The organism is Mesorhizobium mediterraneum, from assembly GCF_002284565.1.
Lineage (GTDB): Bacteria > Pseudomonadota > Alphaproteobacteria > Rhizobiales > Rhizobiaceae > Mesorhizobium > Mesorhizobium mediterraneum.
Window position 1 is genome coordinate 133,890 of record NZ_NPKI01000015.1, and the last position, 14,420, is coordinate 148,309.

Genomic DNA, 14,420 nt, shown 5'->3' on the forward strand with positions numbered 1-14,420 from the left:
TACTAGGCTCGTTACACGCAGCTGCATGAGAGCCCCGAAACCCGCATGGCCTACCTCGACAACATCGCCGTCTTCGTCCGCGTCGTCGAACTCGGCAATTTGTCGGCGGCGGGCCGCGACATGCGCATCTCGCCGGCGGTCGCCTCCAACCGCATCAAGGAGCTCGAGAAGCATCTTGGTGTCAGGCTGTTCAACCGCACGACCCGGCAGCTGATGCCGACCGAGCACGGCACCGTGTTCTACTCCGGCGCCAAGCAGGTGCTGGAGGCGGTCACCGAGGCGGAGGCTGCGGTCAGCGCCTTATCCGGCCAGCCGCGCGGCACCATAAAAGTGACAGCGCCGCTCGGCCTCGGCCGCCGGCTGGTGGCGTCGGGCATCCCCGATTTCCACGACAAATATCCTGATATCGAGGTTCGGTTGAGACTTTCAGACCACAATGTCGACATTATGAAGGAAGGCATCGACGTCGCCTTCCGGCTGGGCATCATCGAAGATTCCAGCCTCAGGATGCGCGGCATCATGGAGTGCGAACGGGTGCTGGTGGCGGCACCGAAGTATCTGGAGGCGCGTGGCGAGCCGACCGAGCCGCAGGAATTGATCGGCAAGAAGCACGACTGCCTGATGCTGCGCTATTCCGGCGCGCGCGAATACGTCTGGACGCTGCAGACGGCCGACGGCCCGCGGAAATTCGAAGTGCACGGACCCTATGACACGGACGATGGCGACGTGCTGACCGGCTGGGCGCTGTCCGGCCGCGGCATCATCAACAAGCCGCGATTCGAGGTCGAGCCGTTCATCCGCGACCAGCGGCTGAAGGTGATCCTGTCCGACACGCCGCCGACGCCGGTGCAGTTCGCCGCCGTCTATCCGCACAAGAAGCTGCAGGACCCGAAGGTGCGGCTGTTGCTCGACTTCATGGCCGAGCGCTGTCAGCGGCTGATCAAGGATATTCTGGCCGGCAAATGATGCGTGGCTGGCCGGTTGCTTTCCGTCCAGCTGGTGAAGATAATTCCTGCGGAATCTCACTCACCAGGGAAGACCGATGGCCGACGGCGCCACAATGCATCTTGCCGTTTCACTGGTTCCGGAAGCCGCGCCTTCCCATCCGTCCGACGCCGGCCCGGATTTCAGCCTTCTGGCCCGGTTCGTGCAAAAGGCCGAAGCAGCCGGCTTGGACATGGTGGTTCTTGCCGATTCCGAGCTGGTTGCACGCGGCGACGCGCCGAACCGGCAAGTGCCCTTCGAAGCGACTACCCTGCTGGCGGCGCTGGCGACGGTGACCAGCAGGATCGGCCTCGTCGCCGCGGCCTCGACCGTCGCGCATCAACCCTACAATCTGGCGCGCCGTTTTGCCTCGCTCGACATCATCAGCCACGGCCGCGCCGGCTGGAACGCTAGCATGGTCCCCAATCCGCGCGAGGCAGCCAATTTCAGCCGGCCAGAGGGGTTTTCCGGCGACGACTTCCGCCGACGTGCGGAGGAATTCATCGGCATCGTGCAGGGCTTGTGGCAAGGTTGGGATACGGATGCCCTGCTGTTCGACAAAAGCGGCGGCCGCTTCTTCGATCCCGAAAAGATGCACCTGCTCGACCACAAGGGAGAGTTTTTCTCTGTGCGCGGACCGCTGAACGTTGCACGCTCGCCGCAGGATATGCCGGTGCTCGTCATGTCTGGCCTGTCGGAGGCTGACATGGACATCGCCGCCCGCTTCGCCGATGTCATCCTGCTTGACGAGCCAGCGGGCGCGAACGCTGATGATCTGAAGCGCCGCGCGCTTGCGGTCGGGCGCAGTCCGGACGCGATAAAGGCGCTGATGAACGTCGCGCCTGGTGCTGAAACGGCCGCTGGGCCGGAGATTATCGCGGACAGGCTCGAAGAGCCCTTCCGATCAAAAAGCTGCGACGGTTTCAACATAGTCATGCCGCCGGTTGAGGCTGTGTTCGACGAGTTCGTCGACCTCGTGCTGCCGGAGCTTCGTCGCCGCGGCCTTCTTCGATCGGATTATCCCGGCGCGACGCTTCGCTCCGATCTCGGACTTGCTGGGAGAGATGAACTATGACCGCCCATCGACGTCAGATGAAGCTTGGCGCCTTTCTGTGGGCAACAGGCCACCATATCGCGGCCTGGCGCCATCCGCAGGCGCATGTGACGGCGGGTGTAGATATCGACCATTACATCCAGCTGGCGCGGACGGCGGAGGCGGCGAAGTTTGACATGATCTTCTGCGAGGACGCTGCCGGCGTGCGCGAGGCCAATGTCAATATCGCTAGCCAGACCTCGCGCTCGATCGGCTTCGAGCCGATCAGCCTGCTTTCGGCTCTCGCAGTCCAGACCAGCCACATCGGTCTCGTCTCCACGGCATCGACGAGCTACAACGAGCCTTACGGGCTGGCGCGGACCTTCTTGTCGCTCGACCATCTGAGCGGCGGCCGAGCCGGCTGGAACCTGGTTACCTCCGCCAGCCACATCGAAGCCGCCAATTTCGGCTCGACCGGCCTGCGCCCGCACGCCGATCGCTATGAGCGCGCGCGTGAATTCGCCGAAGTCGTCACCGGACTTTGGCACGGCAAGCTCGATGGGGCTTCCGGATCCGGTCACGACGGCCAGAGCTTTTCGGTTCGCGACCCGCTCAACCTGCCGCGCTCCCCCCAGGGCGCGCCAGTGATGGTTCAGGCCGGCGCCTCGGACGTTGGCCGGGACCTTGCCGCCCGCACCGCCGACGTCGTGTTCACAGCGGCGCAGACATTCGAGGAGGCGAAATCCTTCTACGAGGATCTCAAGGGTCGCCTGGCGACCTATGGGCGCGAGCCTGATGATATCAAGATCATGCCGGGCGTCGCACCGATCGTGGCGGCAACCGAGGCTGAAGCGCAGGAAAAATACGAGGAATTGCAGGAGTTGATCCCCGACGATGTCGGCATCGCGCTGCTTTCCAGCTATCTCAGCATTTCCGATCTGTGGCGCTATCCCATCGATGGACCATTGCCGGAGCTGCCGGCCAGCGAAGGCATGCAGAGCCGGCAAGCTCTCGTCGTCGATCAGTCGCGCCGGGACAAGCTCTCCATTCGCCAGCTTGCGCGCCACTTCGCCGGCGCGCGCGGCCACTGGCGCGTCGTCGGCACGCCGGCTCAGATCGCCGACGAGCTCGAGGCACGCTTCGAGGGCGGCGCCGCTGACGGCTTCAACGTCATGCCGTCCTGGTTTCCCGGTGAACTCGATGCCTTTGCCGCGCTCGTCGTGCCGGAATTGCAGCGGCGCGGCCTGTTCCGCACGGAGTACGAAGGCCGCACCTTGCGCGACCATCTGGGCCTGAAGCGGCCGATCTGAGCAGCACGCTATGGAAGCGCGCCTGCACGAAAAATGCAGCTCGGCAGTATGTTAGCCGTCAGCCGGCCATCGCCTTGCCACGAGAGGCGGGGTGCGGAGCCGCTGGTGCGACGGCGTGAGCGGCCAGCGCCGTCATGATCTCGGCCGCCGCCAAGGCCGCAATCACTTGCGGTCGCTTGTCCTTGACCGTTTCGCCGCCGATCGGCGAGACGAGGCGAGCAAATTCCGCCTCGCTGCCGTCCGCCGACTTCAGGAACCAGCTCCTGAATGTCGCCTTTTTGGTCTTCGAGCCGATCATGCCGACATAGGCGGCATCCCGGCGCTTCAGCGCCTCAGTGGCGATCAGGAAATCCAGCGCGTGGTCGTGGGTAAGAATGACGAAGGCGCTCCCGGCCGGAGCCTCGCGCACCATCGCCTCCGGCATAGGCGTCAGGCTCGTTTCGATCGTGTCCGGCATGCCATCCAGCGCCTCGGCCCGCGTCTCGACAACGGCGACACGCACCGGCAGCAAGGCCACCGCCGATGCCAGCGCCTGGCCGACATGACCGCCGCCGAAGATGTAGACATGCGCCAACTGCGCCTCCTCGGCTTCCGCCGCCGCAACCAGCTCTTGCGCCAGCGCAGCATCGACCAGCCGGATCAGCACCTCGACCCTGCCGCCGCAGCATTGGCCGATTTCCGGTCCGAGCGGGATGTCGAGGGTGGCTCGGATATCCCTCCCCCTTGAGGGGAGGGTGGCGGCGAAGCCGCCGGGTGGGGTCGCCGCGGCAGTGCTCGACATTTTTTTAGGTCGCGCGCTCCCTCTACCGACCCCCTCTGGCCGCTCCGCGGCCATCTCCCCCTCAAGGGGGGAGAAAAGCATCTGCCGCGCCTTGTCGATCGCCATATATTCGAGTTGGCCGCCGCCGATCGTGCCAAAAATCGCCGCGATCGAGACGAGCATGAAGGCGCCCTTCTCGCGTGGCGTCGAGCCTTTTGTTCCGGCCACCTCGACCAGGGCCACCCGGCCGGCGCGCGCAAGAAAGGCTTTCAAGCTTTGCACTTTCGCGTTCATCATTCGCATTCCCTATCGGGAAATATAGAGTTTTCGGCCTGAATTGCACGCTTTCTGGGATTCCGAGGCAGGGTTCACGTGCCGGCCTTGGCCTCACCCTTCAGCCGTTCGATCGCCATCAGCACCCGCTCCGGTGTCGCCGGTGGGTCGAGGCGCGGACAGATCCGGTGGTCGGCAACGCTCGCCACCGCATCCGACAGCGCATGCAGCACCGATATGCCGAGCGGGAGCGGCGGCTCGCCGACCGCCTTGGAGCGGTGGACCGTCGGCTCGCTCGCTTCCGGCCAATCGGCCAAAGTCACGTTGAATATCTTCGGCCGGTCCGAGGCCAAGGGGATTTTGTAGGTCGACGGTGCGTGGGTGCGCAGCCGGCCTTTATCGTCCCACCACAGTTCCTCCGTCGTCAGCCAGCCCATGCCCTGGATGAAGCCGCCCTCGACCTGGCCGAGGTCGATGGCGCGGTTCAGCGAGCGGCCGGTCTCGTGCAGTATGTCGGTGCGCTCAACCATGTATTCGCCGGTCAGCGTGTCGACCGAGACTTCCGAGCACGAGGCGCCATAGGCGAAATAGTAGAAGGGACGGCCCTCGCCCTTGTCACGATCCCAGTGGATTTTCGGCGTCTTGTAGAAGCCCGCCGCAGAAAGCTGGATGCGGGCCATGTAGGCCTGCCTGACGAGGTCGGCGAAGGCGATCTCCTGATTGCCGATGCGCACCCGGTTGGGCAGGAACAGCACCTGGTCGCGCGGCACCTGATATTTTTCGGCGGCGAAATTGGTCAGCCGCTCCTTGATCTGCCGGGCTGCGTTCTGCGCCGCCATGCCGTTGAGATCGGAGCCGGACGATGCGGCGGTCGCCGAGGTGTTCGGGACCTTGCCGGTCGTCGTTGCGGTGATCTTGACCTGGTCGAGGTCGATCTGGAATTCTTCCGCGACCACCTGCGCCACCTTGACGTAGAGGCCCTGCCCCATTTCGGTGCCGCCGTGGTTCAGATGCACCGACCCATCGGTGTAGACATGCACCAGCGCGCCGGCCTGGTTGTAGTGCGTTGCGGTGAACGAGATGCCGAACTTGACCGGCGTCAGCGCCAATCCACGCTTGATGAAGCGACTGTTGGCGTTGAAGGCACGAACCGTGCGGCGGCGCCTCGCATAGTCGCAACTCGACTCCAGCTCGGCGACGATGCGGTGGATGATGTTGTCCTCGACCGTCTGGTGGTACGGCGTGACGTTGCGGTCGCTGGTGCCATAAAAGTTCTTCTTGCGAATCTCCAGCGGGTCCTTGCCGACGGCAAAGGCGACCTCTTCGATGACACGCTCGGCGCCGACCATGCCTTGCGGCCCGCCGAAGCCTCGGAAGGCGGTGTTCGACACGGTGTTGGTGTAGAGCGGCGCCGATTGCGCGTGCACCGCCGGCCAGAAATAAGTGTTGTCGCAATGGAACAGCGCGCGGTCGGTCACCGGGCCGGACAGGTCCGCCGAAAAGCCACAGCGCGCCGCGAACATGAAATCGACACCGAGGATATTGCCCTCGTCGTCAAAGCCAACCTCGTAGTCGACCAGAAAGTCGTGGCGCTTGCCGGTGGCGATCATGTCGTCGTCGCGGTCGGGCCGGATTTTGACGGCACGATGGTGTTTCTTCGCGGCGATAGCGGCCAATACGGCAAACTGGTTGCCTTGCGTTTCCTTGCCGCCGAAGCCGCCGCCCATGCGGCGGATCTCGACCGTGACGGCATGGCTCGGCACGCCGAGCGCATGGCTGACCATGTGCTGGATTTCGCTGGGATGCTGGGTCGAGGAATAAATCGTGACGTCCTGGTCCTCGCCGGGAATGGCCATGGCGATCTGGCCTTCGAGATAAAAATGATCCTGCCCGCCGATGCGCATTTTTCCCTTCAGCCGGCGCGGCGCCGCTTTTATCGAGGCGGCGGCATCGCCACGCTTCAAGGTCAGCGGCGGCGTGACCAGCTTGTCCTTGCGGGGATCAAGTGCACCGATGTCGGTGACGAAGGACAATTCCTTGTATTCGACCTTGGCCAGCCTTGTGGCGCGGCGCGCCTGCTCGCGCGTTTCGGCGATGACGCAGAAGATCGGCTGGCCGAAGAACTGCACCTTGCCGTCGGCCAGCACCGGCTCGTCGTGACGGCCGGTCGGCGAAATGTCGTTTTCACCCGGCACGTCGCTCGCCGTCAGCACATCGACGACGCCGGGGGCTGCGCGCACCGCCGACAGGTCCATGCTGGTGATGGTGGCGTGCGTGGCCGTCGAAAGCCCAAGGCAGCCATGCAGCGTGCCGGCTGATTCCGGCATGTCGTCGATATAGACGGCCGTGCCGCGGACATGCTTGTGCGCGGAATCATGGCGCTGGTCGGTGGCAACGCCACCGGAGATTTTTTGCGCCTTGAGGTTTGGGGCATGTTTGGTCATCACGCCGTCTCGTATCTTGAAACCTGGATCGGCGCCTTGGTGCCGCTGGTCTCGGCAAAGAAGCGCAACAGCAGGTTCCGTGCCGCCAACGCCCGGTATTCGGCGCTCGCTCGCATGTCGGTCAGCGGGGTGAAATCCCTGGCGTATTCGGCCATCGCCGCCTCGACTGTCGCCTCGGTCCAAGGCTTGCCGAGCAACGCCTTTTCCACGCCGAAAGCCCGTTTGGGCGTTGCCGCCATGCCGCCATAAGCGATACGCACCTCCGCCACCGTGCCATCCCTGGCCAGCGTCAGCAGGAACGCGCCAAGTGCTGCGGTGATGTCCTCGTCACGGCGCTTGGTGATCTTGTAGACGGCGAATTTGGTGTCTCTGCCTGGCACCGGGACATGCACGGCCTCGACGAATTCGCCCAGCTGCCGGTCCTGCTTGCCATAGGCGATAAAAAAATCTTCGAGCGGGATGGTCCGCCGCTTGTTGCCGCGGCGCAGCGTCAGCCGCGCACCAAGTGCGATCAGCGGCGGCGGCGTGTCGCCGATCGGCGAGCCGTTGGCGATGTTGCCGCCGATCGTGCCCATATTGCGCACCTGGTCGCCGCCGATGCGATCGAACAGCGGGCCGAGCGCCGGGACGCGTTTCGCCAGCGTCGAGAAAGCCTCGGTATAGGTGACGCCGGCGCCGATCGAGATGACGCCCTTGTCCTCGGAGGTCCCGCACAGACCGTCGAGATTGCCGATGAAAATCGCCGGCGCAATATCGCGCATATGCTTGGTTACCCAAAGGCCGACATCGGTCGAACCGGCAACGATGGTGGCGCCCGGCTCCTTGTCGAGCACGGCAGCGAGATCGTCGGCATTGGCCGGCACGACCAGCCGCTGCTTACCGGCGCCGATCTCGATGCGCGCACCGTCTTTTATGGCCGCAAGCTTCTCGGCGATCGCCTTGCGCTCTGCTGCCAGCGGGTCCTTTGCCGCCTTGCCGTAGCTGGAGATGGCACGTGCGGCGCGAACGATCGCCTCGTAGCCGGTGCAACGGCAGAGATTGCCCTGCAGTGCCTTTTCGATGGCCGCATCCGACGGCTCCGGCGACCGCATCCACAGGGCGTAAAGCGACATGACGAAGCCCGGCGTGCAGAAGCCGCATTGCGAGCCGTGGAAATCGACCATCGCCTGCTGCACGGGATGCAGCCTATCGCCGTCACCGCGCAGATGCTCGACGGTCACGATATGAGTGCCATCGAGCGAGCCGAGGAAGCGGATGCAGGCATTGACGCTTTCATAGACCAGCCGGCCGGCTGAGAGCCTTCCGACCAGCACGGTGCAGGCACCGCAATCGCCTTCGGCGCAGCCTTCCTTGGTGCCGCGCAGCGAGCGCTCGAGCCGTAGCCAGTCGAGCAAGGTCTCGTCGGGCGCAACCTTGGTCAGCGCAACGTGCTCGCCATTGAGGATGAAGCGTATCTCATTGCGTGTCTTGAGCCCGGCCATGTATCAGCTCCCGCGATAGGTCGAATAGCCGTAAGGCGATATGAGCAGTGGCACATGATAGTGCACCGGCTCGGCCATGCCGAAGCGGATCGGCACGCTGTCGAGGAAGGCCGGATCCGGCAGCCTCAATCCCTGCCGGCGCAGATAGTCGCCGGCCGCGAAGACCAGCTCGTATTCGCCGGTGCGGAATTCCGCGTTGGCAAGCAGCGGCGCGTCACAGCGGCCGTCGGCATTGGTGACCGCCGTCTTCAGATGCGTCCGCATGTCGCCGTTGATGCTGTAAAGCTCGATCGACAGGCCTGCCGCCGGCCTGCCGGTCGCGGTGTCGAGGACATGGGTCGTCAGACGTCCGCCTTCGGCTTTCGACGTTTCCGCCACTGGCTGCTCCCATTCCCGGTACAGTCGAACATGCCCGGTACCGTCGAACATGTTTGACGAATTGTGCGCCAATTAAAGGCGATGCATAAGTTCCGGTCGAGCGGAGTGCTGCAAAAACACTTTCAAAAATTTCGGGGGAATGCGCAAGCGGCCCTTTCGACTATCCTGATCACACCATCCGGCAGGAGCGACAATGCGTTACGAACGAGACATGCGTGGCTACGGCGCCAATCCGCCGGATCCGAAATGGCCTGGCGGGGCGCATGTGGCGGTGCAGTTCGTCGTCAATTACGAGGAAGGTGGCGAGAACTGCGTCCTGCATGGCGACAAGGCTTCGGAAGCTTTCCTCTCCGAGATCGTCGGCGCCGCGCCCTGGCTTGGCCAGCGCCATTGGAATATGGAATCGATCTACGAATATGGCGCGCGCGCCGGCTTCTGGCGATTGCTGCGCCTGTTCACCGAGGCTGAGGTGCCGGTCACCTGCTACGGCGTCGCCACAGCGCTGGCGCGTTCGCCCGACCAGGTCGCGGCGATGCAGGAGGCCGGCTGGGAGATCGCCTCGCACGGGCTGAAATGGATCGACTATCGCGACCATGCGCCGGAAGACGAGCGCCGCGACATGGAAGCGGCGATCCAGCTACACTACGAGGTGACCGGGGCACGGCCGACCGGCTGGTACACCGGCCGCACGTCGATCAACACTGTGCGGCTGGCGGCGGAAGAAGGCGGCTTCGACTATGTGTCGGACACCTATGACGACGAACTGCCTTACTGGTTCGAGCATGATGGGCCGGACGGGTCGACAAAGCCGCAACTCATCATCCCCTACACGCTCGACGCCAACGACATGCGCTTCGCGACGCCGCAAGGCTTCAACTCGGGCGACCAGTTCTTCGCCTATCTCAGGGACAGTTTCGACACGCTCTATGCCGAGGGGAAGCTAGGGCGGCCGCGCATGATGAATATCGGCCTGCACTGCCGTCTCGTCGGCCGGCCGGGCCGGGTCGCGGCGCTCAAGCGCTTTGTCGACTACGTCAAATCGCACGACAAGGTATGGCTGGCGCGGCGCATCGACATCGCCAGGCACTGGCAGGAGACCCATCCGTTCCGGCGGCCGGCGCTGCGCCCGTCGAAAATGGAGTTCGAGGCCTTCGTCCAGGCATTCGGTGGGATGTTCGAGCATTCGCCGTGGATCGCCGAACGCGCCTACGAGTTGGAGCTCGGCCCGGCGCATGACAGCGCCGGCGGCCTCCATAATGCACTGTGTCGTGTCTTTCGCGGCGCCAGCGAGGCCGAGCGGCTCTCCGTGCTCAACGCCCACCCCGACCTTGCCGGCAAATTGGCGCAGGCCAAGCGGCTGACGGCGGAATCGGCCAGAGAGCAGGCTTCAGCCGGGCTCGACGCACTGACCGATAAGGAGCGCGAGCTGTTCTCAAAACTCAATGCCGCCTACGTCACGTCCTTTGGCTTTCCCTTCATCATCGCGGTGAAAGGCAAGACCAAGGTGGAAATCCTGGCGGAGTTCGAGGCGCGCAGCGGCAACACCCGCGGCGTCGAATTCGACACCGCTTGCAAACAGGTCGAGCGCATCGCGCTGCTTCGCCTCAAGGACTTACTTCCGTAATGGGCTTTGGCTCCCGCAATAGGCTTGAACTCATGGATACGATCAAGATGGCCGACCGAACCTATTACGCGCCGCATGGCGGCCACCCCGGCCAGAGCGAGCTGCTGACCGGCCGGGCCGTCTTCACCGAGGCCTATGCAGTCATTCCCCGAGGCGTGATGCAGGACATCGTCACCAGCGCCTTGCCGTTCTGGGACAAAACCCGAGTCTGGGTGCTGTCGCGCCCATTGTCCGGCTTCGCCGAGACGTTCTCGCAATATATCGTCGAGGTCGCGCCCGGCGGCGGCAGCGACCGGCCGGAACCGGATGCCGGCGCCGAGGGCGTCTTGTTCGTGGTCGAGGGCGAGCTGAGCGTCTTGCTGGCTGGCGAGAAACATGTCCTGCAGCCGGGTGGCTTTGCTTTCCTGCCGCCGGCCAGCGGATGGACCGTTCGCAACGAGAGCGATGAAGCTGTCCGCTTCCACTGGATCCGCAAGGCTTACGAAGCCGTCGAAGGCATCGATCCGCCGCAGGCCTTCTTCGCCAACGAACGGAACATTGCGCCGACGCCCATGCCGGGCACCGAAGGCAGATGGGCGACAACACGCTTCGTCGATCCTGAAGACATGCGCCACGATATGCATATCACCCTCGTCACGCTCGAGCCGGGCGCGGTTATCCCCTTTGCCGAGACCCATGTGATGGAGCACGGGCTCTATGTACTGGAAGGCAAGGCGGTCTATCGGCTCAACCAGGACTGGGTCGAGGTCGAGGCCGGCGACTATATGTGGCTGCGCGCCTTCTGTCCGCAGGCCTGCTATGCCGGCGGTCCGGGCCAGTTCCGATACTTGCTCTACAAGGACGTCAACCGGCACGCCAAGCTTGGCGGCGCCGGCATCGCGAAGCGCGTGCCATGAGCCGCATTGTCGCCCGGCCGCTGACCCGCGAGAACTTCGCCGAATTCGGCGACGTCATCGACATGGGCGGCGATAACCACTATCCGATCAACGGCGGCAAGGCCGAGCGTTATCACGACCTCGCCACGGCCCAAGCGCTGGGGCCGAATGCGCGCGTGCTGATCTCCATGGTGCGGGGCACGCCTTACGATTTTCCGCTGAAGCTCACCATGGTCGAGCGTCACCCGTTCGGCAGCCAGGCTTTCATCCCGCTGTCGCCACGGCCGTTCCTGGTCATCGTCTGCCATGATGGCGACGAAGGTCCAGGCGAGCCGCACGCCTTCATCACCGCGCCCGGGCAAGGCGTCAACTATCCGCGCAATCTGTGGCACGGCGTGCTGACGCCGATCGGCGAGGCCCAGGATTTTCTCGTCGTCGACCGCGGTGGCGACGGCTCCAACCTCGAAGAGTGCCATTTCTCGCACGCTTACGAGATCGATCTCCCCGACGGGAGCCAGTGATGGCTGACATTTCGCTGATCGACCGCCTGCTCGACGTCATCGAGCATGATATCGTGCCGAAGACGGCCGAAGGCGTCGCCCACGGCAATAAGCTGTTCGGCGCGGCGATCCTGAGAAAGGATGACCGCTCGCTGGTGCTCGCCGAAACCAACAACGAGACGGAGAATCCGCTCTGGCATGGCGAAGTGCACTGCCTGAAGCGATTCTATGAAATGCCGAAGGCCGAGCGCGTCGACACCAAGGACGCCATCTTCCTCGCCACGCACGAACCCTGCTCGCTCTGCCTGTCGGCGATCACCTGGACCGGCTTCGATAATTTCTACTATTTGTTCAGCCACGAGGATTCGCGCGACAGCTTCGCCATTCCGCACGATTTGAAAATCCTGAAGGAGGTCTTCACCCTCGACCCCGGCGGCTACAATGCCGAGAACGCCTATTGGAAGAGCTTTTCGATCCGCAAATTGGTGCGGTCACTGCCCGAGGCCGAGCGCCTGCGGCTGGAAACGCGGATCGGCACCATTTCGGCGCGCTATGACGAACTGTCCAGCGCTTACCAGGCGAGCAAGACCGAGAACGACATTCCGTTGAGTTGACGCGGATTGACCAGCCGAATTCGTTGGCTGGCCCACGACGCGGCAGGCTTGGGCTCCATCATGCAGTCACCTAGGAGCCCAGCATGAAAACCGTCACTGAATTTCCCCGCAAGGTCGTCGAATTTCCGGATATGGGGATCGTCATGCCGGATGGCTGCCGGCTGTCGGCGCGAGTGTGGATGCCCGACGACGCCAGCGACGATCCGGTGCCGGCGATCCTTGAGCATCTGCCTTACCGCAAGCGCGACAGCACGATCTTTCGCGATCAGCTGACGCATCCCTATTTCGCCGGCCACGGCTACGCCTCGATCCGCGTCGACATGCGCGGCAATGGCGATTCCGAAGGGCTTATGGACGACGAATATTCCGAGCAGGAACTGCAGGACGCCTGTGATGTGATCGCCTGGGCGGCGGCCCAGCCCTGGTGCAACGGCAAAGTCGGCATGATGGGCATCTCCTGGGGCGGCTTCAACTGCCTGCAGACAGCAGCCAAGCAGCCGCCGGCGCTGAAGGCGGTGATCAGTCTCTGCTCGACCGTCGACCGCTATGCCGATGACATCCACTACAAGGGCGGCTGCCTGTTGATCGAGAATTTCGGCTGGGCCTCGACCATGCTGTCCTATTCGTCGCGACCGCCGGACCCGCTGCTGGCCGGCGACAACAGATGGCGCGACCTGTGGCTGACCCGGCTGGAGAACCAGCCCTTCCTGGCGCCGCTGTGGCTGAGGCACCAGCACCGCGACGCCTATTGGAAGCGCGGCTCGATCTGCGAGGACTATTCCGCCATTAAAGCCGCAGTGCTGTCGATCGGCGGCTGGCACGACGGCTATCGCAACACCATTTCCCATCTCGCCGCCAATATCGAGGCGCCGGTCAAGGGCATCGTCGGCCCCTGGATCCACAAGTACCCGCACTACGCAGCACCGAAACCAGCGATCGGCTTCCTGCAGGAGGCCTTGCGCTGGTGGGACCGCTGGCTAAAGGGCATCGACACCGGCGTCGAGGCCGACCCGGCCTACCGCGCCTATGTGATGGACAGCGTGCGCCCCGCGCGCTGGCATCCGGAGCGGCCGGGCCGCTGGGTCGCTGAATCGGTATGGCCGTCGCCCGAAATCGAGACACGTGAGATCGAACTGATCCCGGAAGGCGCCAAGGCTGCAATCGTGGCTTCGCCACAAAGCTGCGGCCTCGCCGGTGGCGAATATTTCCCCTTCACCTTCGGGCCGGAATTGCCCGGCGACCAGCGCCCCGACGATGCATTATCGGTGTGTTTCGACCAGCCGGTGCTAACAGAGGCGATCGACATTGTCGGCGCGCCGGAAGTACTGGTCAGGGTTTCGTCCGACCGGCCTCAAGCGAACATCGCGATCCGGCTGTGCGACGTGCATCCCGACGGCGCGTCGGAGCTGATGTCCTATGGCGTGCTCAACCTGACGCATCGCAACTCGCACGAATTCCCCGAGGCGCTGGTGCCGGGCGAAACCGTCAGCGCCCGTGTGGTGCTCGACCAGTGCGCCTATCGCGTGCCATCAGGCCACCGCCTGCGTATCGCCGTTTCGAACGCCTATTGGCCGATGATCTGGCCATCGCCGGAACCGGTCCGGCTCGACCTGTCGGCGGCAACACTGAAGCTGCCGTTGCGCCCGCTGGCGCAACGCGACGAAGTCACGTTCCCCCCGCCCGAGGCCGCCGCGCCCTGGGCAACCGAAACGGTCCGCGCCGCCAATTCCGAACGTCATGTCGACCGCGACGAGAAGACCGGAATCGTCACGCTTTCCATCGTCGACGATTTCGGCGAGGTGCGCGACCTGGAGCATGGCCTTGCCAATGGCAGCATCGCGAGTGAGACATGGGCGATCCATCCGGACAATCCACTGTCGGCGTCGGGCAAGACGCACTGGACGCAGACGCTGTCGCGAAATGGATGGTCGGTGCGCACCGAAACATCAGCCGAAATGCGGTCCGACGCGCAAAGCTTCATGGTAAGCGCCAGAATCGAAGCCTATGAAGGCGAGAAACTGGTTTTCGAGCGCTCTTTCGAAGAGAAAATCCCGCGCGCGCTGCTTTGAGCGCTTATGCGGATTGGTCCAATTGCGACGTACGATTTACGCCACGGCATGTCGCATTCGGTCTTGCTTACAGCG

The 14,420-nt window shown here is 63.9% G+C and carries 12 protein-coding genes; 8 read left to right on the forward strand and 4 right to left on the reverse strand.

Going from position 1 to position 14,420, the window contains the following annotated elements; translation table 11 throughout:
- The first annotated feature begins 45 nt into the window (after positions 1–45).
- From CIT25_RS10010 to CIT25_RS10020, 3 genes are all read left to right on the forward strand, one after another.
- Positions 46–966: a LysR family transcriptional regulator gene (locus CIT25_RS10010; protein ID WP_095484394.1), complete on the forward strand. Its 921-nt coding sequence runs from the start codon at positions 46–48 to the stop codon at positions 964–966.
- A gap of 76 nt (positions 967–1,042) precedes the next feature.
- A complete protein-coding gene (locus tag CIT25_RS10015) occupies positions 1,043–2,059 on the forward strand; it encodes an LLM class flavin-dependent oxidoreductase (RefSeq protein ID WP_095484395.1) in 1,017 nt (338 codons plus the stop codon).
- The gene (locus CIT25_RS10020; protein ID WP_095484396.1) at positions 2,056–3,327 is read left to right on the forward strand and encodes an LLM class flavin-dependent oxidoreductase; all 1,272 of its coding nucleotides are present in this window, start codon (positions 2,056–2,058) and stop codon (positions 3,325–3,327) included. Before CIT25_RS10015 ends, CIT25_RS10020 begins: the two co-directional genes overlap by 4 nt.
- Positions 3,328–3,385: 58 nt before the next feature.
- On the opposite strand, the gene xdhC is transcribed toward CIT25_RS10020, so the two are convergent.
- The 4 genes from xdhC to uraH all read right to left on the reverse strand — a co-directional run bounded on the left by xdhC (position 3,386) and on the right by uraH (position 8,663).
- Complete coding sequence (gene xdhC / locus CIT25_RS10025) at positions 3,386–4,381, reverse strand: xanthine dehydrogenase accessory protein XdhC (protein WP_095485052.1); 996 nt, start codon at positions 4,379–4,381, stop codon at positions 3,386–3,388.
- Between the two features lie 74 nt (positions 4,382–4,455).
- Positions 4,456–6,804 carry a xanthine dehydrogenase molybdopterin binding subunit gene (gene xdhB, locus CIT25_RS10030; RefSeq protein WP_095484397.1) on the reverse strand — a complete coding sequence of 783 codons (2,349 nt, stop codon included), beginning with the start codon at positions 6,802–6,804 and terminating at the stop codon, positions 4,456–4,458.
- The gene (gene xdhA, locus CIT25_RS10035) at positions 6,804–8,285 is read right to left on the reverse strand and encodes a xanthine dehydrogenase small subunit (protein WP_095484398.1); all 1,482 of its coding nucleotides are present in this window, start codon (positions 8,283–8,285) and stop codon (positions 6,804–6,806) included. Before xdhA ends, xdhB begins: the two co-directional genes overlap by 1 nt.
- Before the next feature lie 3 nt (positions 8,286–8,288).
- Positions 8,289–8,663, reverse strand: a complete 375-nt coding sequence (gene uraH, locus CIT25_RS10040) for a hydroxyisourate hydrolase (RefSeq protein ID WP_095485053.1) — start codon at positions 8,661–8,663, stop codon at positions 8,289–8,291.
- A 193-nt stretch (positions 8,664–8,856) separates the two neighbouring features.
- Between uraH and puuE the strand changes: the two genes are divergently transcribed.
- The 5 genes from puuE to CIT25_RS10065 all read left to right on the forward strand — a co-directional run bounded on the left by puuE (position 8,857) and on the right by CIT25_RS10065 (position 14,345).
- Positions 8,857–10,287: an allantoinase PuuE gene (puuE, locus tag CIT25_RS10045; protein WP_095484399.1), complete on the forward strand. Its 1,431-nt coding sequence runs from the start codon at positions 8,857–8,859 to the stop codon at positions 10,285–10,287.
- Positions 10,288–10,319: 32 nt separating this feature from the next.
- Entirely contained in the window at positions 10,320–11,183 is an 864-nt protein-coding gene (locus CIT25_RS10050) for a bifunctional allantoicase/(S)-ureidoglycine aminohydrolase (protein WP_095485054.1), read from the forward strand.
- Positions 11,180–11,683, forward strand: coding sequence for an ureidoglycolate lyase (locus CIT25_RS10055; RefSeq protein WP_095484400.1), 504 nt, complete (start codon positions 11,180–11,182; stop codon positions 11,681–11,683). The genes CIT25_RS10050 and CIT25_RS10055 overlap by 4 nt, the downstream gene beginning before the upstream one ends.
- Positions 11,683–12,276 carry a nucleoside deaminase gene (locus tag CIT25_RS10060; RefSeq protein ID WP_095484401.1) on the forward strand — a complete coding sequence of 198 codons (594 nt, stop codon included), beginning with the start codon at positions 11,683–11,685 and terminating at the stop codon, positions 12,274–12,276. The genes CIT25_RS10055 and CIT25_RS10060 overlap by 1 nt, the downstream gene beginning before the upstream one ends.
- A gap of 83 nt (positions 12,277–12,359) precedes the next feature.
- The gene (locus CIT25_RS10065; RefSeq protein ID WP_095484402.1) at positions 12,360–14,345 is read left to right on the forward strand and encodes a CocE/NonD family hydrolase; all 1,986 of its coding nucleotides are present in this window, start codon (positions 12,360–12,362) and stop codon (positions 14,343–14,345) included.
- Positions 14,346–14,420 lie beyond the last annotated feature (75 nt).